The organism is Anaeromyxobacter sp. SG66, assembly GCF_022690805.1.
Taxonomy (GTDB): Bacteria; Myxococcota; Myxococcia; order Myxococcales; family Anaeromyxobacteraceae; genus Anaeromyxobacter; species Anaeromyxobacter soli.
Window position 1 is genome coordinate 1 of record NZ_JALCZC010000073.1, and the last position, 22,013, is coordinate 22,013.

General features: G+C 74.4%; 17 protein-coding genes, 1 tRNA gene and 1 pseudogene. 6 read left to right on the forward strand and 13 right to left on the reverse strand.

What is annotated here, in order from left to right; translation table 11 throughout:
- Positions 1–407 precede the first annotated feature (407 nt).
- Both MNZ39_RS17190 and MNZ39_RS17195 read left to right on the forward strand, forming a co-directional pair.
- Entirely contained in the window at positions 408–686 is a 279-nt protein-coding gene (locus tag MNZ39_RS17190) for a hypothetical protein (protein ID WP_242340312.1), read from the forward strand.
- Positions 687–695: 9 nt separating this feature from the next.
- A tRNA-Ala gene (locus tag MNZ39_RS17195) sits at positions 696–771 on the forward strand.
- A gap of 62 nt (positions 772–833) precedes the next feature.
- Here the strand turns inward: MNZ39_RS17195 and MNZ39_RS17200 are convergent.
- The 3 genes from MNZ39_RS17200 to MNZ39_RS17210 all read right to left on the reverse strand — a co-directional run bounded on the left by MNZ39_RS17200 (position 834) and on the right by MNZ39_RS17210 (position 4,915).
- A complete protein-coding gene (locus MNZ39_RS17200; protein WP_242340313.1) occupies positions 834–2,078 on the reverse strand; it encodes a PLP-dependent aspartate aminotransferase family protein in 1,245 nt (414 codons plus the stop codon).
- A gap of 216 nt (positions 2,079–2,294) precedes the next feature.
- A complete protein-coding gene (locus tag MNZ39_RS17205; protein WP_242340314.1) occupies positions 2,295–3,668 on the reverse strand; it encodes a glycosyltransferase family 4 protein in 1,374 nt (457 codons plus the stop codon).
- Positions 3,669–3,676: 8 nt separating this feature from the next.
- The gene (locus MNZ39_RS17210; protein WP_242340315.1) at positions 3,677–4,915 is read right to left on the reverse strand and encodes a glycosyltransferase family 4 protein; all 1,239 of its coding nucleotides are present in this window, start codon (positions 4,913–4,915) and stop codon (positions 3,677–3,679) included.
- Positions 4,916–5,027: 112 nt separating this feature from the next.
- On the opposite strand from MNZ39_RS17210, the gene MNZ39_RS17215 reads away from it, so the two are divergent.
- Positions 5,028–6,272: a glycosyltransferase gene (locus MNZ39_RS17215; RefSeq protein WP_242340316.1), complete on the forward strand. Its 1,245-nt coding sequence runs from the start codon at positions 5,028–5,030 to the stop codon at positions 6,270–6,272.
- Between the two features lie 39 nt (positions 6,273–6,311).
- Here the strand turns inward: MNZ39_RS17215 and MNZ39_RS17220 are convergent, their stop codons facing one another.
- Positions 6,312–7,313 (reverse strand): NAD-dependent epimerase/dehydratase family protein, encoded by a 1,002-nt coding sequence (locus MNZ39_RS17220; protein ID WP_242340317.1) that lies wholly within the window; start codon positions 7,311–7,313, stop codon positions 6,312–6,314.
- Positions 7,314–7,433: 120 nt separating this feature from the next.
- Here MNZ39_RS17220 and MNZ39_RS17225 point away from each other — a divergent pair, with 120 nt between their 5' ends.
- From MNZ39_RS17225 to MNZ39_RS17235, 3 genes are all read left to right on the forward strand, one after another.
- Positions 7,434–8,852 carry a pyridoxal-dependent decarboxylase gene (locus MNZ39_RS17225; RefSeq protein WP_242340318.1) on the forward strand — a complete coding sequence of 473 codons (1,419 nt, stop codon included), beginning with the start codon at positions 7,434–7,436 and terminating at the stop codon, positions 8,850–8,852.
- 118 nt (positions 8,853–8,970) lie between these two features.
- A complete protein-coding gene (locus tag MNZ39_RS17230; protein ID WP_242340319.1) occupies positions 8,971–10,245 on the forward strand; it encodes an ATP-grasp domain-containing protein in 1,275 nt (424 codons plus the stop codon).
- An 85-nt stretch (positions 10,246–10,330) separates the two neighbouring features.
- Positions 10,331–10,909, forward strand: a complete 579-nt coding sequence (locus MNZ39_RS17235) for an RNA polymerase sigma factor (RefSeq protein ID WP_242340320.1) — start codon at positions 10,331–10,333, stop codon at positions 10,907–10,909.
- 33 nt (positions 10,910–10,942) lie between these two features.
- Here MNZ39_RS17235 and MNZ39_RS17240 read toward each other — a convergent pair whose 3' ends face one another.
- From MNZ39_RS17240 to MNZ39_RS17280, 9 genes and pseudogenes are all read right to left on the reverse strand, one after another.
- On the reverse strand, positions 10,943–11,533 hold the full coding sequence (locus MNZ39_RS17240; protein ID WP_242340321.1) for an LUD domain-containing protein: 591 nt from the start codon (positions 11,531–11,533) through the stop codon (positions 10,943–10,945).
- Positions 11,526–12,932 carry a lactate utilization protein B gene (locus MNZ39_RS17245; protein ID WP_242340322.1) on the reverse strand — a complete coding sequence of 469 codons (1,407 nt, stop codon included), beginning with the start codon at positions 12,930–12,932 and terminating at the stop codon, positions 11,526–11,528. Before MNZ39_RS17245 ends, MNZ39_RS17240 begins: the two co-directional genes overlap by 8 nt.
- Positions 12,929–13,672, reverse strand: a complete 744-nt coding sequence (locus MNZ39_RS17250) for a (Fe-S)-binding protein (protein WP_242340323.1) — start codon at positions 13,670–13,672, stop codon at positions 12,929–12,931. Before MNZ39_RS17250 ends, MNZ39_RS17245 begins: the two co-directional genes overlap by 4 nt.
- 49 nt (positions 13,673–13,721) lie before the next feature.
- A complete protein-coding gene (locus tag MNZ39_RS17255; RefSeq protein ID WP_242340324.1) occupies positions 13,722–15,542 on the reverse strand; it encodes an L-lactate permease in 1,821 nt (606 codons plus the stop codon).
- Positions 15,543–15,657: 115 nt separating this feature from the next.
- Entirely contained in the window at positions 15,658–18,570 is a 2,913-nt protein-coding gene (locus tag MNZ39_RS17260; protein WP_242340325.1) for an FAD-binding and (Fe-S)-binding domain-containing protein, read from the reverse strand.
- A 380-nt stretch (positions 18,571–18,950) separates the two neighbouring features.
- Positions 18,951–20,392 (reverse strand): annotated as a pseudogene (locus tag MNZ39_RS17265) (CUAEP/CCAEP-tail radical SAM (seleno)protein).
- Between the two features lie 57 nt (positions 20,393–20,449).
- On the reverse strand, positions 20,450–20,728 hold the full coding sequence (locus MNZ39_RS17270; protein ID WP_242340326.1) for an oxidative damage protection protein: 279 nt from the start codon (positions 20,726–20,728) through the stop codon (positions 20,450–20,452).
- Between the two features lie 178 nt (positions 20,729–20,906).
- Positions 20,907–21,113: a helix-turn-helix domain-containing protein gene (locus MNZ39_RS17275; protein ID WP_011985757.1), complete on the reverse strand. Its 207-nt coding sequence runs from the start codon at positions 21,111–21,113 to the stop codon at positions 20,907–20,909.
- Between the two features lie 272 nt (positions 21,114–21,385).
- The coding region (locus tag MNZ39_RS17280; protein WP_242340327.1) for a molybdopterin molybdotransferase MoeA at positions 21,386–22,013 on the reverse strand (628 nt) is incomplete at its 5' end.

A 22,013-nucleotide genomic window follows, 5' to 3' on the forward strand; every position in this document is an offset into this window, starting at 1 on the left:
GGCGGGGCTGGGCCGCGCCGCGCGCCGGGGCGGCGCGGCTCGGGGCAGGGCGTGCGCGGGGGGGCGCCGGGTCGTCTGCCCTCGAGGGGGCGGGCGCGGAGAGCAGTCCGGCGACGAGCACTGCGATGAGGGAGCGCATGGGCACCTCGCCTCCCAGGGTAGCAACGGGGGTGCCACGGGGAGGCGGAGCAGCGCTCGCCGGGGGCCCGCGGATCGACGTGTTCTGGAGGGTCGCGCCGGGCCGCGCGGACGCGAGGTGACGCTGCCGCGGCACGGCGTGAATCCGGCGCCCGCACCGCCTCGGGAGGGCTCCGCGCGTCACGCGTCAAGACGTCCTTGACGCCGCCCGCGCCGTCGCGCTAATGACTGCGCTCCCTCGCGGTCACCAGGGCCGCGGGGGGCGAGAGGTGCAGCCGGTCAGGTTCTTCGAGACGCTGCGAGATCGGGTCGTCCTCCGCTCGCAGATCGGGAAGCGGAAGCTGGATCGCTCCGCTACCCGTCGAGCGCTGGACCAGGCCTCTCGGGAGCTCGGCGAGCGCTTCGCGGTGCTCGTCCGGATGGGTCGGGCGGAGGTCCCCGGCGAGCTCACGGTGTTCCTGGACGCGGTGCGACTCCTCGAGGAGAAGCTCGCGGGGCAGGAGAAGGAGATCGCGGAGCTCGAGGCCGAGTTCCCGCGACGAAAATAGAAGACCTTTGGGCCCGTGGCGCAGCTGGGAGCGCGTCTGAATGGCATTCAGAAGGTCACCGGTTCGATCCCGGTCGGGTCCACCAACTCCCTGAAGTGAGACGGGCCGTCAGGACATCCTGACGGCCCGTCGCTTTTTCCGCGTCGCTCAGGCCAGCTCGAGCGCTTGCGCGAGGTCGTCCACGAGGTCGGCCGGATCCTCCAGCCCCACCGAGAGGCGGATCATGGCGGGGCCGAAGCCGGCCTGGAGCTTCTGCTCCGGCGTCATGTCGGCGTGCGTCATCGACCAGGGATGCTCGATGAGCGTCTCGATCCCTCCGAGGCTCACCGCCAGTCGCATGTGCCGGACGGCGTCGAGCACGCGGTAGGCCTCGGCCTCGCCGCCGTGGACGTCGAAGCTGACCACGCTGCCGGCGCCGCTGCACTGCTGCTTCCAGAGCGCCACCTGGCGCGCGCCCATCTCCTCGAGGCCCGGGTAGTAGACCCGCTTCACCTGGGCGTGGCCCCGCAGCAGCTCCACCAGCCGTCGGGTGTTGGCCTGCTGCTGCTCCATGCGCAGCTGGAGCGTGCCGAGCGAGCGGGTGATGAGCCAGGCGGTGTCCGGATCGGACATCGATCCCATGATGGTCCGCGTGGCCCGCACGGCGTTGATGACGTCGGCGCTCCCCATGGCCAGGCCGGCCACGAGATCCGAGTGGCCGCCGAAGAACTTGGTGGCCGAGTAGAGCACCACGTCGGCGCCCAGCCCGAGCGGCTGCGAGAAGATCGGCCCGAGGAACGTGTTGTCGATGAGCACCTTCACCTTCCGTCCGCCCGTGGAGCAGCGGTCCGCCACGCGCCGCGCCGCGGGCACGTCGCAGAGCTCCATGGTCGGGTTGGCGGGCGACTCGAGGTAGATGACCCGGGTGCTCGGGTGAGACTCCGCCACCGCCGCCAGCTCGGCCTCGGTCGCGCCGGCCGGGAACGGCACGGTCCGGATGCCGAACTCCGGGAGCAGCTTGCGGAAGAGGTACTCCGTGCCGCCGTAGATCGGGTCGGAGAAGAGGAGGGTGTCTCCGGGGCGGAGCAGCGTGAGGCAGGTCGAGGAGATGGCTCCCATCCCCGAGGAGAAGAGCGCGGCCGACTCGGCGCCGTCCCACGCCGTGACCCGGTCCTCGAGGATCTCGCTGTTGGGGTTGTTGACCCGCGTGTAGATGAGCGCCGGGCTCTCGCCCTGCTCCCGCTGGCGCAGGCCGTAGGCGAGCTCGAAGGCTCGCTTGCCCTCGACCGCCTTCTTGAAGATGAACGTCGAGGTGCGGAAGAGCGGCGGCACCGCGGCGCCCTCGGAGCGCTGCGGCTCGTAGCCCTTCTCGAAGATCAGCGTCTGCGGCGACGGCGAGCGGCGTGCGGGCATGGTCGGGTTCTCCCGGGCGGGCATCCTCCGATGGGCTGCCCCGCGGCGATAGAGCCCCGTTACGGGCCGTGGAGGCGCACGCGTGGTCGAGCGACCTCGCTCCCGCGGGCTCGTCCCTGGCGGGCGCAGGCGTGCCGGAAAGGCGGCTCTGGCCGAGCCGGTGCCGGCCCTTCCCACGACGCCGCGCGGCATCCCCGCGCCGCAGCGCGCCACGCCCTAGGCGCCGGGCGTGACGGTGCGCGGTGCGCCCGCTTCCGCCCGGACGGCGGGACGGGCGAGGGAGATCGGCTCGTCCGGCGGCTCGGCGGAACGCGGGACGGTCTTCCTCGGCCGCCGCGCCGCGGCGCCCCCGACGAACGGCGCGAACAGGCGGAGGAGCCGCTCGCCGTTCCGCGCGAGCGTGAACTCGCGGAGCACCGCGCGGCGCCCGGCGAGCCCCAGCTTGCGCGCGAGGGTCGGGTCCCCGACGAGCCGCTCGATCGCGTCCGCGAGCGCCGCGGCGTCGCCCGGCTCGACCACGAGGCCCGTCTTCCCGTCGCGGACGAGCTCGGGGATGCCGGAGACCCGCGTCGAGACGACGGGGCAGCCAGCGGCCATCGCCTCCATGAGCGCCACCGGGATCCCGTCCATCATCCCGGCCGCGGTGACGACGCTCGGGTGCACGAGCACGTCCGCCGAGGCGAGGAGCGCGCGCACCTGGTCCTGCGGCTGCCCGCCGAGGAGCTCGACCTCCCCGAGCTTCAGCGCCGCGATCTGCCTCTCGAGGGCGGCGCGCTCGGGCCCGTCGCCGACGAGGACGCAGCGGAAGGCGCCGCGGCGCTCGCGGAGGAGCGCGCACGCGTCCACGAGGTGCCGGTGGCCCTTGTAGTCGCGCAGGCCCGCGACGCAGGCGATGACGGCCGGCCCCCGGCGCGCGGGCTGCGCGCGCGGCTGGAAGCGGGCGGGATCGACGCCGCAGCGCACGACGGAGGTCTTGGCGGCGGCCTCCTCGCCGTACAGCTCGCGCAGGAGCGCGCGGTTGTACTCGGAGATCGTGACGACGAAGCGCGCCTCCCGGACCTTCTCCTCCAGCATCGCGCGGTCGAGGTAGAGGTCGTGCGCGTGGGCGGTGAAGCTGTAGCCCGTCCCGGTGAGCTCCTTCACGACGAGCGCCGCGAGCGCGGGGTGCGTCGCCCAGTGGGCGTGCACGTGCGCGTGGCCGCCCGCCTCGACCTCCCGCGCGATGAACGCCGCGCGCGGCACGACCACGAGGGCGCGGGCGAGGAAGCCCGGCGAGCGCAGGTTGCCGCGGATCGCGCGCGCCCAGGCGCGCAGGTAGGCGCGGGGCTTCCGGCGCAGCCAGTGGAGCTGCGCCGCCGCGACCTCACGCGAGAGGCCGCGGTGGTAGCGCGTGTGCGCGAGCATCTCGTCCGCGCCGGGGTGCATGGGCCCGGGCGCGGCGCCGAGGAGCGGGTAGACGTCGATCTCGAGCCCCCGGCGGCGGAGCTCGAGCATCTCGTGCAGGATGAAGGTCTCGGTCGGCGCCGGGAACCAGGACATCAGGTACGCGACGCGCCCGCGGCGCCGCGGCTTCGGCTCGGTGTGGGGCATCCGCTCTCTCATCCCCCGGCGGCGGCCGGATCCCGGCGGAGCCGCGAGTAGACCTCCAGGAAGACCTCCGCGACGTGGTCGAGCCCGTAGCGGGCGGCGACCTCCTCGCGGGCGGCGCGCGCGCGCTCCTGCGCCGCCGGATCGCGGAGCGCCTCCACGAGCGCGTCCGCGAGCGCGCCGGGACGCTCCGGCGGCACGAGCCGCCCGGTCACCCCGTCGCGCAGCACCTCCGCGGACCCGCCCACCGCGGTGGCCACGACCGGAACGGCGCACGCCATCGCCTCGAGGAGCGCGACCGGCATCCCCTCCGTGCGCGAGGGCAGCACCGCCGCGTCGGCGGCGCGGAGGAAAGGCGCGACGTCGGCGACAGGGCCCGGGAGCGCGAGCGAGGTCTCCACCCCCTCGCGCCGCGCGAGCTCCTCGAGGCGCGCGCGCTCGGCGCCGTCGCCCAGCATCCAGAGCCGCGCCTCGGGCAGCCGCGCGACGACCCGCGGCCAGGCCCGGGCGAGCACGTCCACGCCCTTCTCCGGGGAGAGCCGGCCGGCGTACACGACGAGCGGTCCAGCGGGGAGCCCGAGCGCGCGGCGCAGCGCGGCGCGCTCCTCCGCCGCGGCGGGCCGGAAGCGCTCGAGGTCCACGCCGTTCGGGATCGAGAGGATGCGCTCGGGCGGCACGCCGGCCGCGCGGAGCTCCGCGTGGATCGGGCCGCTGATCGCCACGAAGGCGTCGGCGCGCGCGACGGTCGCGCGGAGCCGCAGCCGGCCGAGCGCGGTCGCGGAGAGGACGCCCACGTCGCCGATGGCCCCGCACGCGTGGGGGTTCAGGAGGATGGGCGTACCGGTGAGCGCCGCGAGGAGGAGCGCGGCGGAGGAGGGCGAGAGGAGCTGGTGCGCGTGGACGACGTCGACGCGCGGCCGCAGCGAGGCGACGCGGCGCGCCGCGGCGACCACGTAGGCCAGGGTCGCGAGCGGCCCCGGCGCTCCCGGAGGCGCCCCGACGCGGTGGACGTGCAGGCGGCCCTCCACGGCGTGCGCCGGGCAACCGGGCGAGCGCCGCGTGACGACGTGGACCTCGGCGCCCCTCGCGGCGAGCGCCCGCGCGAGGGAGAAGGTGTGGCTCTGGATGCCGCCGACGGACGGAGGGTAAAGGCTCGTCAGGATCGCGACGCGCGGCGCCGGCCGCGGCGCTGCGGTCGCGCTCGACGGGGCCTCCCCCTCCAGGGATGCGTAGACTTCTCCACGGAGCATGTGTCTGCCGACATGAACGCTCGGCTGCTGACGCCGCGAAAGGAAGGACCATCTTCGGGAAGGGCAGGCCGTGGATCGCGTGCCGAGAATTCATCCGTGAGGGGGACCGCCGTTGCGAATCGCTGAGATCATCAACTCGTTCGACATCGGCGGCGGCGAGGTGCAGCTGCTCGAGCTGGTGCGGGGCCTCATGAAGAGGCATCGCCTCTCGGTGCACGCCCTCGAGCTCCGCGGACCGCTCCTCCCGCGAGTGCAGGGGCTCGGCCTCACGCCGGAGGGGCATCCGCTCGGCGGCTCGCTCGCGAGCCGCAGGGCCCTCCGGGCGGTCGGAGAGCTCGCGCGGGCGTTCCGGCGCGACGGGGTGCAGGTCGTCCACGCCCACGACTTCTACTCGGCGTTCGTCGCGGTGCCCGCGGCGCGGCTCGCCGGCGCGGGCGTGATCGTCGGCCGGCTCGACCTGGGCCACCTCCAGAGCCCCGCGCAGCGCGCGGTCCTCGCGGGGCTGTCGCACGCGGCCGACGCGGTGATCGTGAACTGCGGCGCGATCTTCGACCTCGTGATCGGCGACGAGCGCGTGCCGCCCGACCGCGTCTCGCTCGTCCGGAACGGGATCGACCTCGACGCGTTCGACGCGGCGCGCGCCGCGCGGCTCGCGCTGCCCTTGCCGGACGTGCGCGGCCGCCCGGTCGCCGTGATCGTCGCGAACATGCGCCACGAGGTGAAGCGGCAGGAGGACTTCCTCGAGGCGCTCGCCATCGCGCGCCGCGAGCGCCCGGACCTGGCCGCGTTCCTCGTGGGCGAGGGCGACCGCGTGGACGGGCTCATGACGCTCGCGTCGCGGCTCGGGCTCGACGGTCACGCCTTCTTCCTCGGCCGGCGCCCCGACGTCCCGGCCGTGCTCGCCCGCGCGACCCTCGGCGTCCTGTCGTCCGCGCAGGAGGGGCTCTCGAACGCGGTGATCGAGGGGATGGCGGCGGGGCTGCCGATGGTGGTCACCGACGCCGGCGGGAACGCGGAGCTCGTCCGGCACGGCGAGCGCGGGCTCGTGGTGCCGGTGGGTGCGCCCGCGGCGCTCGCGGCGTCGATGCTGCAGGTGCTCGCGGAGCCCGCCCGTGCCAGCGCGTTCGGCGAGGCGGGGCGGCGGTTCGTGGAGGAGGCGCTGTCCGTGGAGCGGATGGTGGCCGAGCACGAGCGGCTCTACCGGCGTGTCGCGGCCGAGCGGCCCGGCCTGGCGCGCTCCGTCGCGCGCGCGGGCGGCGGCGCGCGTCAGGTCGCGACGGGCGGCCTGGGAATCCTGCGGCACCGCGCCGTGACGCGCGCGCAGGCCGGCGAGCGCTCCGCGGGCCAGGCCGGCTGACGCCGCCCGACCCTCCCGCGAGGGGCGGACTCGAGCGCGTCAGGCGGTGGGGCCGACGCCGGGCGCGGCCAGCGCTCTCTCCACGTCGCGCCGCGAGTAGCCCTCGGGCCTGTCCGACGGCGGGTGGGAGAGGAAGCTCGCCACGATCTTCCCGAGGTAGATCTCGAGCGGCTCGTGGCGGAAGCCGAGCTCGTTCCAGGCGCGGCTCGGGTCGACGAACGACATCCAGCGGCCGCTGAAGGGCGAGACCCGCAGCGGGTCGAGGCCGGCGGCCCGGATTCGCTCCGACGGGATCGCGACCACGTCCGCGGCGCTGCCGAGGTGGTGGCGGAGGAGCGCCATGAGCTCGGCGAGCGTGGGCGTCTCCTGCTGCGCCACGTTGTAGGCCTTCCCGAAGGTCTCCTTGCGGCCGAGGAGCTCCACGAGGAAGCGCGCCACCTCGCCGCCGTAGACGTGGCGGACGCGGTGCTCGCCGCCGTCGGGCAGGATGACCGGGCCGCCGTCCACGAGCCGCCACAGGTACGACTCCATCCGGCGGTGGTAGTCGCGCTCGCCGTTCACCATCGGGATGCGCACGCGCGTCGCGGGGAACGCGCTCGCCGCGACGAGCGCGTCCTCGCAGGCGCGCTTGCCGAGGCCGTAGTCCCAGTCGGCGAGGTCGGCCGGGTCCGCCGGGCGCGCCATCACCGGCCCGTCGTAGTCCTCCTCGCGCGCGGGCGCGGGCGCCCCCTCGCGCACGAGGTAGACCTGGCCCGTCGAGACCATGACGTAGTGGCCGCAGTCGCGGAACAGCTCCGTAGCGCGCCGGCCGTCCTCGCCGGTGAACGCGGCGAGATCCACGACCGCGTCGAAGCGGCGGCCCTGGAGGAGGCGGCCGAGATCGCGCGAGGTGCGGTCCGCGACGATCCGGTCCACGCGCCCGCCGAACGGATCCGCCAGGCGGCCGCGGTTGAGGAGGGTGACCTGATGGCCCGCCGCGAGGAGGCGGAAGCCGAGGAGCCAGCCGACGAACCGGTTGCCGCCGATGACGAGGACGTCCACGCTTCAGTCCCTCCGCGCCCGTACCTGCCCCCGCCCGCGGGCTCGCGTCAAGGAAACTGCGCGTCCGAGGAGCGCCCCCGGCCGTCGCGGAGGCGCCCGCGATCGGGCAGACTCGGGGTCATGACCCCCGAAGAGTTCCGCAAGCTCGGCCACGCGCTCGTCGACTGGGTCGCCGACTACCGCGAACGGCTGCCGTCCCTGCCCGTCATGAGCCCCGTCGCGCCCGGCGCCATCCGCGCGCGCTTCCCGGCGGAGCCGCCCGCGGAAGGTGGCCGGCTGGCCGAGGCGATCGCCGCGCTCGACGACGCCATCCTCCCCGGCATCACTCACTGGAATCACCCCGCCTTCTTCGCCTACTTCCCCTCGAACACGAGCCTCGCCTCCGTCCTCGGCGATCTCGTCGCGGCCGGCCTCGGCGCGCAGGGGATGAGCTGGCAGACCTCTCCCGCGGCGACCGAGGTGGAGGAGGTCGTGATGGGCTGGATCCGCCGGATGATCGGGCTCCCGCCCGAGCTCGTCGGCGTCGTGCAGGACACCGCCTCCACCTCCACGCTCACGGCGCTCCTCTGCGCCCGGGAGCGGGCGAGCGGCTTCTCGCAGAACGGGGCGGGCCTCCAGGCCGGAGCGGCGCCGCTCGTCGTCTACGCCTCGGACCAGGCGCACAGCTCGATCGAGAAGGCGGCGCTGCTCGCCGGCTTCGGCAAGGCGCACCTGCGGCTCGTCGGGACGGACGACGCGCACGCGCTCCGGCTCGATCTCCTCGAGCGCGCCGTCGCGGAGGACCTCGCGAGGGGGAACAGGCCGTGCGCCCTCGTGGCCGCGACCGGCACGACGTCCACGACCGCGCTCGACCCGGTGGCCGGCATGGCCGAGCTCGCCGAGCGCCACGGGATGTGGCTGCACGTGGACGCCGCGCTCGCGGGCACGGCGATGGTGCTGCCGGAGTGCCGCTGGATGTGGGCGGGCGTGGAGCGCGCGGACTCGATCGTGTTCAACCCGCACAAGTGGATGGGGATCGGCTTCGACTTCAGCGCCTACTTCGTGCGCGACCCGCAGCACCTCGTGCGCGTCATGAGCACGAACCCGTCGTACCTCCGGACCGCGCACGACGCGGTGGTGAACAACTTCCGCGACTGGGGCATCCCGCTCGGCCGCCGGTTCCGCGCGCTCAAGGGCTGGTTCCACCTCGTGGACGAGGGCGTCATCGCGATGCAGGCCCGCATCCGCCGCGACCTCGCGAACGCGCAGTGGCTGAAGGAGCAGGTGGACGCCACGACCGGCTGGGAGCGGCTCGCGCCCGTGCCGCTCCAGACCCTGTGCCTGCGCCACGTCCCCGGAGGCGCCCTGGACGAGCGGGCGCTCGCCGAGCACAACCTGGGGATCGCGCGGCGGGTGAACGACGGTGGCCGCGCGTACGTGACGCCGAGCGTGCTCAAGGGAAAGCAGATGATCCGCGTGTCGATCGGCGCGACCGGCACGGAGCGCGCCGACGTCGAGCGGGTGTGGGCGGAGCTGAGGGAGGCGGCGGGGAGGCGCTGAGGGCGAGCCGAACGGCGGCAGCGAGGGCCGAGGGCAAACTCGCACCTCGACCTCGACCTCGACCCGGACCACCTCTCCCGGTTGCCCGCCGCCCCGCTCCGTCGCATAACTCCGCGCGATGAAGACCCCCGCGGGCGAGCTCCTCCTCCTGGTGCCCACCACGAGCTACCGGCTCGACGACTTCCAGGCCGCCGCGCGCCGGCTGGGCGTGCCGCTCGTCGTCGGAAGCGATCTGTGCCACCGGATCGAGGACGCCTTCGGCGCCCAGCCGGATCTCATCCCGCTCGATTACCGCCGGCCGGAGCGGGCGGCCGAGCAGATCGTCGAGGCGGCGGCGCGGCGGCCGATCCGCGGGATCGTGCCGGCGAGCGATCCCACCGCCGTCATCGCCGCGCTGGCGGCGGAGCGGCTCGGGCTGCCCCACAACCCGCCGGAGGCCGCGCGGCGGGCGGCGAACAAGCACGCGATGCGAGCGGCGCTCAGGGCGGCGGGCGTACCCGTGCCGGAGTTCGCCCTGCACGACCTCGACGGTGATCCGGAGGCGGCGGCGCGGTCGAGCCCGTACCCGTGCGTCCTGAAGCCGCTCATCTTCTCGGCGAGTCGCGGGGTCATCCGCGCCGACGATGCGGCCGGGTTCGTGGCGGCCTGGCGGCGGATCGCACGGCTCCTGCGCGACACGAAGGCGGAGCGGCGCCCGCGCGGCGAGGACGAGGCGCACGAGGTGCTCGTGGAGGCGTTCGTCCCCGGCGCGGAGGTCGCGCTCGAGGGGCTCCTGCGCGGCGGGACGCTCGAGGTGCTCGCGCTCTTCGACAAGCCGGATCCGCTCGACGGCCCGTACTTCGAGGAGACCCTGTACGTCACGCCGTCGCGTCACCCGGCCGCGCTCCAGCGCGAGGTGGAGCGGGTCGTCGCGGACGGAGCGCGGGCGCTCGGGCTCCGCGAGGGCCCGGTGCACGCGGAGCTGCGGCTCTCCCCGGCCGGCCCGGTGGTCCTCGAGATCGCGGCGCGCTCGATCGGCGGGCTCTGCTCGCGCACGCTCCGCTTCGGGGCCGGGCTGACGCTCGAGGAGGTCCTCGTCGCCCACGCGGTGGGGCTGCCGCTCCAGTCGATCCGGCGCGAGCAGCGCGCCTCGGGCGTGATGATGATCCCCATCCCCCGGCGCGGGATCCTCCACGCCGTGCGCGGCCTGGAGGCGGCGAGGGCGGTGCCGGACGTCGTCGACCTCGTCGTGACGGCCGAGGTGGGGCGCGAGGTGGTGCCGTTGCCCGAGGGCGAGGCGTACCTGGGCTTCCTCTTCGCCAAGGCCGAGTCGCCGGCCGCGGTGGAGGCGGCGCTGCGCGAGGGGCATCGCCGGCTGGAGCTCGACATCCGCGCGCCCCTGCCGACCGTCTGAGCGCCCGGCGGTCCGTGCGCCCCGACGGGGCGCCGGGGACATCACGGATTCCTCTGCACGGCAGCCATCATATCCTCGACGGTGCGTGGGACCCGGGGGACGGCTGGAGCAGAGGACGCGGGAACTGCTCGCCGCGGACGACGTGCGGGGGGCCGCCACCGAGGTCCTGCGCGAGCTGGGGCCGCACGTCCTGCGCTATCTCCGCTCGATCATCCGGGACGAGGACGACGCGCGCGACGCGTTCTCGGTGTTCGCCGAGGACCTCTGGCGCGGGCTCCCGGAGTTTCGCTTCGAGGCCCCCCTGCGAAGCTGGTGTTACCGGGTGGCCTGGCACGCCGCCCTCCGCGTCCGGAACGACAGCTACCGGCGGCACGGCCGGCGGCTCGAGACGGGGGAGGCCTCGGCGCTCGCCGCCGAGCTCCACACGACGGAGCCCCGCCTCGAGGGACAGCTCCGCTCGCTCGAGGCGCTCCGCGAGGCGCTCTCCCCCGAGGAGCAGTCGCTCCTCGTGCTGCGGGTGGATCAGCAGCTCCCGTGGGAGGAGGTGTCGCTCGTGCAGCTGGGAGACGCCGACCCGAGGAGCGTCGCGACGCTCCGGAAGAAGTTCGAGCGGCTGAAGGAGCGGCTCGCGCGGCTCGCGCGGGCGCGGGGCCTCATCGACTGACGACGACCACCGGCCGACGACGACTACCCCGCCTCAGCCGACGACGAACACGGTGCAGGAGCGGGCGCCGTGCGCGCCGATGACGAGCGCCTGCTCGATGTCGGCGGTCTTCGACGGGCCGGCGATGAAGAGGCCGTAGCCGCGCGGCAGCGCCGCCACCCGCGCGCAGGCCTCGTGCATGTCGTTCACGATCTCCGCCGCGGGGACGACGAGCGCGAGGTGCTGCGTCACCACGAACACGGCGCGGTCGTGGAGCGACGCGCCGGACACCCACACCGCGCCGTTCTCGGCCACCCCGAAGACGCCCGGCAGCACCGCCAGGTCGATGCCCTCGAGCTCGTGGGGATCGCCGAGCGCGTCGAGCGCCACGTTCCCCGGACCGGCGTCCGTCACTGCCGAGGCGACGCGCTTCGCGCCGAGCCGCTCCGCGAGCGCCGCCACCTCCGCGGCGAGCGCCGCGCCGGTCGCGACCCGCACCGCGGCGCCGGCGACGGCGACGACCGCGGCCTCGAACTGCGCGCGCCGGTCGGCGAAGGGGGCGGCGAGGCCCCCCGTCTCCGCGCGCTCCGCCGGCGGCGGCGCCGCCGCGCGCAGCCTCTGCAGGATCTCTTCCCGGCTAGACACGCGGCCTCCGCTCCTTCCGGTAGAGCTCCCGGAAGCTCTGCGCCGGCATCGGCGGCAGCTCGCGCTGTCGTCCCCAGACGTTCCAGCGGGCGTAGAGGACGCCGCGCGGCAGGTGTCGCCCGAGGAAGCGCGCCACCGCGCCGGCGACGAGGTAGGCCAGCTTCGTGCGCAGCACGAACGCGGCGAGCCGCATGCCGAGCCGCTTCGAGGCGGGCTGTGCGCCGCGCTCGGCGAGATCGCGGCGGCTCCCGAGGATCTGCTCGTGGAGCGGGATCTTCACCGGGCACACGTCGTCGCACGAGCCGCAGAGGCTGGAGGCGAAGGGGAGCGACGCATGGGCGTCGCCGCCGCGCGCGCTCGCGAGGACGATCCCGATGGGCCCGGGGATCGTGTACGTGTAGCTGTAGCCACCGCTCCGCCGGTACACGGGGCAGGTGTTCATGCACGCGGCGCAGCGGATGCAGTGGAGCGCGCGGCGGTACTGCTCCCTGGCGAGGAGCGCGCTCCGCCCGTTGTCGACGACCACGACGTGCAGCTCGCCGCCGCGCATCGGGCCGAGGAAATGGGTGGTGTAGGTGGTGCAGGGCTGACCGGTCGCGGACCGCGCGAGGAGCCGCAGGAACACGGCCAGGTCCTCGAGCCGCGGGATGACCTTCTCCACGCCCATGCACGCGATGTGGAGGGGCGGGAGCGAGGTGCCCATGTCGGCGTTGCCCTCGTTCGTGCAGACGACGATCCCGCCCGTCTCGGCCACCGCGAAGTTCACGCCGGTGAGCCCCGCCTGCGCCGCCATGAACCGCTGGCGCAGGTGGCCGCGGGCGGCCTCGGTGAGGCGGGTCGGGTCGGCGAGCCCCGCGGGCGTGCCGATCTTCTCGTGGAACAGCTCCCCGATCTCCTCCTTCTTCTTGTGGATCGCCGGCATCACGATGTGCGACGGCGGCTCCTTCGCGAGCTGCACGATGCGCTCGCCGAGATCCGTGTCCGTCACCTCGATCCCGCGGGCCTCGAGGTACGGGTTCAGGTGGCACTCCTCGGTGAGCATCGACTTCGACTTCACGAGGCGGGTCACGCCGCGCTCGGCGAGGAGGCGGTGGACGATCGCGTTGTGCTCGTCGGCGTCGCGCGCCCAGTGGACGACCGCGCCCGCCGCCGTGGCGTTCCGCTCGAACTCCTCGAGGTAGTCGGCGAGCCTCGACTGGGTGTGCGCCTTGATGCGCGAGGCCACCTCGCGGAGCCGCTCCCACTCGGGCACGGCCGACGCGGCGCGGTCGCGCTTCGCCCGCACGAACCAGACCGCCTGGTCGTGCCAGTGGACGTGGGGTTCGTCCCGCAGGAAGGCGGCCGCGCGCTGCGCGTGGTCGGCCCCGCCCGACCGGAGCACCGGGAGCGAGTCGCTCATGGCATGGCCTCCGCGAGGACCTCGGCGACGTGCCGGAACGCGAGGGGCGCCTTCGCCCGCCGCGCGAGGCCATCCATGTGCATCAGGCAGGACACGTCGGTGCCGGTGACGATCTCGGCGCCCGCCCTCACGTGGTCGGCGATCCGGTCGCGCCCCATCATGCAGGAGACCGCCTCCTCGACGACGGCGAACGTGCCCCCGAACCCGCAGCACTCGTCGGCGCGCGTGAGCGGCACGAGCTCGATGCCCTCGAGCGAGGAGAGGAGGCTCGCGACCTTGCTGTAGCGCGCCTCCATCAGCTCGCTGGCGCTGCCGAGCCGGAGCTCACGCAGGCCGTGGCAGCTCTGGTGCAGCCCGACCTTGCGCGGGTACCGGCCGGCGATGCGCCCGAGCCCGAGCACGTCGGTGATGAACTCGCAGAGCTCGTAGGTCGCGCGCTTCACGGCCTCGAGCCCGGGCGCGCCGGGGACGAGCGCGTCGTAGTGGTTTCGCACCATCGACGCGCAGCTCCCGGACGGGCAGACGACGTGCTCGAACCCGCCGAACACCTCGAGGAAGCGGCGCGCGAGCGGCGCCGCGTCGGCGGCGAAGCCGGCGTTCGCCATGGGCTGGCCGCAGCAGGTCTGCTCCTCGGGGTAGACGACGTCCACCCCGAGCTTCTCGAGCACGCGCACGGTGGCGAGCCCGACCTGCGGGTAGAGCTGGTCGACGTAGCAGGGGATGAAGAGGGCGACCTTCACGTGGCCTCGGGCGGAGGGGCGGCGAGCGCCGCCCCTCGGCGGTGGGGGGTCACTTCGGCGGCGGCACCGGGATGACCCCGGGGAAGACGTAGGCCTGCAGCATCGCGATGATCCCGATGAACGCGGCGAGCGCGATCGAGTGCCACCAGACGGTGCGGAAGATCGGGCCGAGCGCGTGCGTCCGCTCCTTCGGGCTCTCGTAGCAGGCGGCGCACGCGACCATGATCGACTGCGCGTCGATCATCTTGCCCATCACGCCGCCCGTCGAGTTCGTCGCCACGATGAGGATCTCGTTCAGCTTCAGCTGCTGGGCGGTGATGCGCTGGAGGCTCCCGAAGAGCGCGTTCGAGGCGGTGTCCGAGCCGGTCAGGAAGACGCCGAGCCAGCCGAGGTAGGCGGCGAAGAACGGGTACATGAAGCCCGCCTTCGTGAACGCGAGCCCGAGGACCGCGTCGGTGCCCGAGTAGCGCGTGAGGTAGCCGAGCCCGAGCACCTGCCCGATGACGAGGACCGGGATCTTCATGCGGTGGAGGGTCCGGCTCGTGGCGTCCTTCCACTGGGCCGCGGTCATGCGGAGCGCGAGGCCGGAGAGGATGGCGGCGACGAACACGCCGGTGCCCGCGGCCGAGAGCCAGTTGATGGTGAACCGCGCGGCCTCGGGCTTGGCGTTCGGCAGGGCGACGGGGGGCATGCGCTGCACGAGGTTGTGGAGCGCGGGCATGTCCCAGCCCGGGAGCGAGAGCGTGCCGCTGAACTTGGACCCGAGGAGCGTCGTCGAGAACTTCGCGTCGGCGAGGAGGTTGTTGAGGAACGCCTTGAACGACGGCATGCCCCAGAGCGCGCACGCGGCGATGAGGATCGCCCACGGCAGCCACGCGTAGACGGTCTGACGGACCGTGTAGGGGTACTCCCACGAGTGGTCGGTCGTGTCGCGGCCGGCCGCCCCGACGCTCGCCGCGGCGGCGCGGGCGCGCGCCTCGCGCTCGGAGCGCAGGAGGAAGCGCGTCTTCGGGTGCCACACGAAGCGCAGGAAGAGCGCGGTGCAGACGACGGAGAAGACGCCGGAGACGACGTCGGTCATGAGGTGGAAGGAGTTCGTGCCGGAGGCGAAGTACTGCATGATCGCGAACGAGGCGCCGGAGACGAGCGTCGCCGGCCAGACCTCGAAGGCCTCCTTCCACGTGCCGCCCTCCATCTTGACGAAGGTGACGACGAGCCAGAACGGGACGAGCAGCGACGCGAAGGGGAGCTGGTGGCCGGCCATCGCCGAGAGCGTCACCTGATCGAGGCCGCTCACCGCCGCGAGCGTGACGATCGGCGTGCCGATCGCGCCCCACGCCACGGGGGCGGTGTTCGCGAGGAGGTTCAGCACCGCGGACTGGAAGGGGGAGAAGCCGAGGCCGACCATGACGGCGCCCGCGATCGCGACCGGGGTGCCGAAGCCGGAGGTGCCCTCGATGATCGCGCCGAAGGAGAAGGCGATGAGGAGCACCTGGAGGCGGCGGTCGAACGAGATGTGGATGATCGACTCCTTCACGATCTCGAACTTCCCGGTGATCACCGTCATCGTGTAGAGGAACATCGCCGCGAGCACGATCCAGATGATCCCCAGGAAGCCCGAGAGCGACCCGTACGCGAACGCGGAGACGGCCGAGGTCACCGGCATGCCGAACGGGAGGCACGAGACGAGGAAGGCCGCGATGACGCCGTAGAGCGCGGCGTACGGCGCCGCGATGCCGAGGTGGCGCCGCCCGAGCTCGTCGCGGTGCGGGTGGAGCGCGATGAAGTACAGCAGGGTCAGGATGGGGATCGCCGCCACGAGCGTGGAGAGGAAGGCGTTCCCCAGCGGATTGTAGTTCTGGTGGTACATGCGGTTCCCTCCCGCGCGATGACTGCCTGGTGGGTGCAGACGAGGGCTGCTTGCAGCTCCGGGACGATCGAGGTGGCCGCCGCGAGGCCGCCGGGCGGCGTGGTGGAGGACGGGGTCACGAGGGCGTCTCCTCCGACGGCGCGGCGGCGGTGCCGAGGCGCCCGCGCGCCTCCGGGAGTCGGGCCGCGGACGGCGTGGACGCGCAGCGGTCGACGAGCACGGCGAGCGACCGGTAGGGGACGCCGGCGTGCGCGGAGAGGCCGATCTCGCAGGTGCGCGAGGACGAGTACCCGGCCCGGCACTCCGGGGGCAGCGCGGCGGGCAGCGCCGCGAGCGCGGACGCGTTCAGCTCCGGATGCGTGAAGCCGCGATCTCCCGCGAACCCGCAGCACCCCACGCCGGCGGGGACCACAACCCGCTCCGCGCACGCGGCGGCGACGCGGCGGTAGGTCTCCGAGAGCCCCGCCTTGACCGCGCTGCACGTGACGTGGAGCGCGACGGGCCCGGGCTCGCGCGCGAGCGAGAGGCGGGGGAGGAGGAAGCGATCGATGAACTCGACCGGGTCGAAGATGGCGAGCGATCCGGCGACGAGGTGCTTCATCCGGTAGGCGCAGGGGCTCGTGTCGAAGAGGATCGGGAGCTCGCCGCCCTCGCTCGCGGCCAGGAGCGCCGCCTCGAGCTCGCGGCCCTTCCGCTCCGCCTGGGCGGGGAAGCCCTTCGACTCGAAGGGCATGCCGCAGCAGAGGTCCTCCATCCGGTCCGGGAAGACCACGTCGCAGCGGGCCTTGGCGAGGAGCGAGGAGAGCGCGGCGTAGACCGGCGGGGCCTCGTCGCCGCGCGCGGGCCCCATGGTCCGGGCGACGCAGCTCGGGAAGTAGACGACGCGGAGGTCGGCGCCGGTCGCGGTGGGGGCGAGGCGCGGCCGGACGGGCCGCGGCATCGCGGTGCTCCAGAGCGGGAGCCTCCCCAGGCTCGCCCGCCGCGCCCCGCGCGCGAGGGCGCTCATCGCGGTGGTCCCGAGCACCGCGTGCGCCGCGTTCGCGACGCCGAGGGCCGCGCGCGCGACCGAGCCCACCACCGCGAAGTGCTCCGCGGCCGCGGTCGCCGCCGCGCCGTCCTCGGCGTGCCGCTGCGCCCGGAGCCACTTCGTGTGCGCGCCGGTGTCGATCGCGACGGGGCAGGCGGTGGCGCACAGGCCGTCGGTCGCGCAGGTCTCCTCGCCCATGTAGGCGTAGTCCGCCTCGAGGCGCCGCAGCCGCTCGGGGTCCTCGGCGGTGACGCGCAGCCGCGCGATCTCGCGCTGGACCACGATGCGCTGCCGCGGCGTCGTCGTGAGCTCGCGCGACGGGCAGCGCGGCTCGCAGAACCCGCACTCGATGCACCGGTCGATGATCGGGTGCGCGCGCGGCAGCGGCTTCAGCGCCTTCAGGTGGGCGCCCGGGTCGCCGTTGATGATCACGCCGGGGTTGAGGAGCGTCCCGGGGTCGAAGAGGGCCTTCACGCGCCGCATGAGCCCGTACGCCTTCGCGCCCCACTCGAGCTCGACGTACGGCGCGATGTTGCGGCCCGTCCCGTGCTCCGCTTTCAGCGAGCCGTCGTACTTCCTCGCGACCATCTGGCAGACGTCGTCCATGAAGCGCGCGTAGCGCGTCACCTCCTCGACGTCCCCGAAGTCGGGCGTGAAGACGAAGTGCAGGTTCCCGTCGAGGGCATGCCCGAAGATGATCGCGTCCCCGTAGCCGTGCTCCCCGAGCAGCCGCCGCAGGTCGAGCGTGCCCTCCGCCATGCGCGCGATCGGGAACGCCACGTCCTCGATCACGACGGTCGTGCCGACGCGCCGCGCCGCGCCGACCGCGGGGAAGAGGCCGCGCCGCACGTCCCAGAGCCGCTCGTACTCCGCCTTCACCGGCGTGAACCTCACCGGGTAGAGCGCCGGGACGGGCGCCATCCGCAGCTGGCACGCGGCGATCTGCTCCTCGAGCGCGGCGGCGGAGCCGGCGCGCGTCTCGATGAGCAGGGCGGCGGCGCCCTCCACGAGGCCGCGCAGCTCGGGCGGCATCCCCGGCTTCCCCTCCACGGCGCGCAGGGACGCGCGATCCATGAGCTCGACGGCAGCGACCGGGCCGCCGGCGAGGAGCTGGGTGGCGCGGGCGGCCTCGCCGATGTCGGGGAAGAAGGCGAGCGCGCTGGCCTTGTGCGGCTGCTCCTCGACTGTGCGGTAGGTGATCTCGGCGATGAAGGCGAGCGTCCCCTCCGAGCCGACGAGGAGGTGCAGCAGGATGTCGATCGGATCCTCGAAGTCCACGAACGCGTTGAGCGCGTAGCCGGTCGTGTTCTTGATGCGGAACTTCTCGGCGATGCGCGCGCGGAGCGCGGGGTCGGCGCGGATCTCGTCGCGGATCTCCGCGAGGCCGCGCACGAGCTCGGGGCGGGCACGGGCGAGCCGCGCGCGCGACTCGGGGTCGGCGGTGTCGAGGGCGGTCCCATCCGCCAGGACCACCTTCATGCTCTCCACGGTGCGGTAGGTGTTCTGGGCCGTCCCGCAGCACATGCCGGAGGAGTTGTTCGCGGCGATGCCGCCCACCATGCACGCGCCGATCGAGGCGGGGTCGGGGCCGAGCTTTCGCCCGTACGGCGCGAGCGCGAGGTTCACGTCGGCGCCGATGACGCCGGGCTCGCAGACGACGCGCGCGCCCCCGTCCAGCACGGAGAGCCCGCGGAAGCCCCCCGCGACGAGCGCGAGCACGGAGTCGGAGATGGACTGGCCCGAGAGGCTCGTGCCCGCCGCGCGGAAGGTCACGGGCAGCCCGAGCGCGCCGGTCTCGGAGAGGAGGCGGGCGACCTCGTCGGCGGACCGGAGCTGCACGACGAGCTTCGGGATGAGCCGATAGAAGCTCGCGTCCGTGCCGAACGCGAGGCAACGGAGCGGATCGGCGATGATCCGATCGCCGGGGAGGTGCACGGCGAGGATGTCGTGGAGCCGCCGGTACGGCCCGGGCAACGTGCGGATGTCCTTGCGCTCGGCCATGAGTCTCGAGACTCCAGCACCTCCGGTCCGCCCCGCCTCGCGGCAAGTGGGCGACCGGCGCTCCGCGTCGTGCGTCCGGTCGTACGCACGGGTTGATCGGTATGCCAAGAAATGGCGACCCCGTGCGCGGTCCGGACGGGGCCGCAGGAGCGCCGCGCCGCGTCACGCGCGCGCCGCCGCGCGTCACGGAGACGCGCCCGGAACGGGATCCTCCGCCCCAGGCGGGCGGGTGGGCCCCAGGCGGCAGGGCTCGAGCCCGCCTGCTCTCGCGACGGCGTCAGGGGAGGCGCGACTCCCGGTCGAGGAGCTCGGCGCGGGTGCGGCGCCGCGGTGTGAGAGGGTCACTCGAGCGGAGCCAACTGCCCCGCGGTGGGCTCAGCTCAACAGAACCAGGACTCGGTGAGGCGCGGCACCCGCCGCTGGTCCGGGGCGAGCACGCGGACGTGGCCATGGGGTCGCCCGGCCGAGGCGAGCGCGAGCGCCTTCACCCGGGCGACCGTCGCGAGGGGAGGCTCGCCCGAGGTCGACCCGGCCGCCACCTCCGCCGCCACCCGCGCCTGCAGCGAGTCCATGCGCGGGTCGGGGTGGCGCCAGCGCCAGGTGAGCCCCGCGGCGTCGAGCCCGTCGAACGGGATGCTCGGCTCGCCCTCGAGCAGCGAGCCCGGCGGGACGAGCAGCCGGATCGAGAGCTGGACGGGGTCGAGGTTCTGCATCCACCCGCGCGCCTCGAGGAGGTCGAGGAGCTCCAGGTAGTCGTCGAGCGTCGCCCAGGGGGTGAACGGGAGGAGCGAGGGGCGCAGCGGCACGCCCGACGCGGCCGCGAGCTCGAACGCGGCGAGCGCGTCGGCCCGGGTGTGGCCCTTCGCGAGCCTGGAGAGGACCTCGTCGGAGAACGACTCGACCGCGGAGGTCACGAACAGCGCCCCGTGCCCGGCGAGCTCGCGGAGCGCAGCCGGCGCGCCGAGGAGGTGCTCGACCTTGGCGGTGAAGTCGAACGTGAGCGCCGGGAAGCGGGCGTGGATCGCGCGCGCGACGCGGAGCGCGTGCGCGGGGCCGTTCAGGAAGTCCGGATCGCCGAAGGTGACGTGCTCCACGCCCTGCGCCACCTGGCGGGCGACGTCCTCCACGACCGCCTCGACGGGGACCGCGAAGAAGCGCCCGTCGTAGACGGCCGGGAGCGGGCAGTGCCGGCAGCGGTGCTTGCAGCCGCGGCTCGCCTCCGTGTAGCCGGCGAGGCGGAGCGCGCCGTCGGCCCCTGCGAGCCGCGCGTAGCGCTCGGGTGGCGGGAGCCCCTCGCGGCTCGGGACGGGGTAGTCGAGCCGGCGCCGGAGCGCCGCCGCGCCGCCGCGCTCCACGAACCGGTCGAGCGGCGCGCCCTGCTCGATCGCGCGCGCGAGCAAGACGAGCTCCTCGTCGGACTCCCCGCCGAGCACCGCCGCCGCGCCGGCGGCGACGAGCAGGTCGGCGTTGAGGGGCGCGTAGACCCCGTGGAAGCAGAGGACGGCGCCGGGGGCGAGGGCGCGGATCCGCGCCGCGGCCTTGAGGCCGAGCACGAGCGCGGTGTGCATCGGGACCGACAGCGCCACGAGCCGCGCGCGCCGCACGCGGGCGGGGTCGAGGCGCTCGACCCCGAGGGCGAGCGCCGCGGGCGCCCAGCCGGCGCGCGCGGCCGGGGGGGGGGGTGGCGGCGCTCGACCGCGTGGTCGCGCGCCGCGGGCGCGAAGCCGGCGCGCTCCAGGAACGCCTTGGGGAGGGCCACGCCGTGCGGCGCGTGCCCGAGCTCGTAGGTGGAGACGAGCAGGATGTCGCCGGGAGAGCGCACGCGGTGCACCCGTGACCGAGCCGCCGGAACGGCCCGGACGCGTCGAGACGATCCGCGCTAGCCCTTCGAGCGGGGCGGGCGGTAGTCGGGCGGGAGCTGCGCGCCCTCGCTGAAGAAGAACTGCTCCGCCTGCTGGTACAGGATCTCGCTCGTCCGCGGATCGGCGGGCGAGAGCCGGTACTCGTTCATGATCATCTTGAAGTGCTCGAGCCAGAGCTTCCAGGCGTCCTGCGAGATCGAGTCGTAGATCCGCTGCCCGAGCTCGTTCGGGAAGGGCTTGAAGGTGAGCCCCGGCAGCTCCTTGCCGAGCTTCTTGCACATCACCATGCGAGCCATTCCGTCTCCTTGCCCCGAGGGTTCGTAAGAGGCGAGGAACATAAGCGATCTCCCGGCGGGATGCACGCCTGCACGCCAGGGTGAGGGCGGGCGCCGCCGTCGCGGCGCCCCCATGCGCCGCGGCCCCGGCGAGCGCACGTCGGGCGCTCGGTCGGGGCCGCGAACGGGGCACGGAGGTTCAGGAGAGGAGGGACGTCGGCGAGACCGCCAGCGCCTTCGCGAGCGACTCCAGCGTGTCGAGCGGCGGCGTGCGCTGCCCGCGCTCGAGCATCGAGATGTACGAGACCGAGAGGCCCGCCTTGGCGGCGAGGGCTTCCTGGGAGAGCTTGCGGCGGAGCCGCTCGCTCTTGAGGTTCACTGCGAACTTGTCTGCGAGACCTGGCATCTGATTGCGACTCCTGCGAGCTGCCCCCCGAGGTGAGTTGCGGAATCCGCAAGGCAACTTTGCGCGTTCCGCACCGAGAGCAATACCACCATGAGCGCGGGGTGGCCAGAGATGACGTCGAGAGGAACTGTCCCCCGTCCGCGCGACCCGGGGAAGAAAGTCGAAGCCCGGCGCGTGGCGCAGTCAGCGGTCGCGCGGAGCGCGGGGCGAGGCGCTTCGCGACGCTCCGCGCGCCCTGCGCTCGCGGCTTCGCACCGAGTGAAGCTCCCCCATCATGGCTCGGGGGGAGCCTGTAGGAGCACGGTCTCGACCTCGGCGCCGCGGGCCAGCCGCGAGCGCCCGGCAGGCAGCACCACCAGTGCATCGTGGCCCGCGACCGAGGTGAGGTGGCCGGAGAGCTGGGTGCGGAGCGGCTCGACGACGAGGCCGCCTGCGCGCCGCCGGACCCGAGCGCGCAGGTACACCGTGAGCTGGGCCGGCTTCTCCTGCGCGGCGGCGAGGCGGGCCCTGACGGTGGTCCGGCCGCTCCCGGGGAGGCCGGCGAGGGCGCGGAGCGCGGGCCGGGCGAACAGCTCGAACGTCACGAGCGCGCTCGCCGGGTTGCCCGGCAGCCCGAACACCGCCGTGCGATCCCACAGCCCGAAGGTGAACGGCTTCCCCGGCCGCATCGCGACCTTCCAGAAGTCGAGCCGGGCCCCGGCGCGCTCGAGCGCGGCGCGGACGAGGTCGCGCGCGCCGACCGAGACCCCGCCCGTCGTGACGAGCGCGTCGAGCCCGCGCGCCGAGCGGAGGGCGCGGGCGAGCGCGTCCGGCGCGTCGCCGGCGATCGGGAGCAGCAGCGGATCGCCGCCCGCCTCGCGCACCGCCGCCGCGAGGGCGGGGCCGTTCGACTCGTGGATC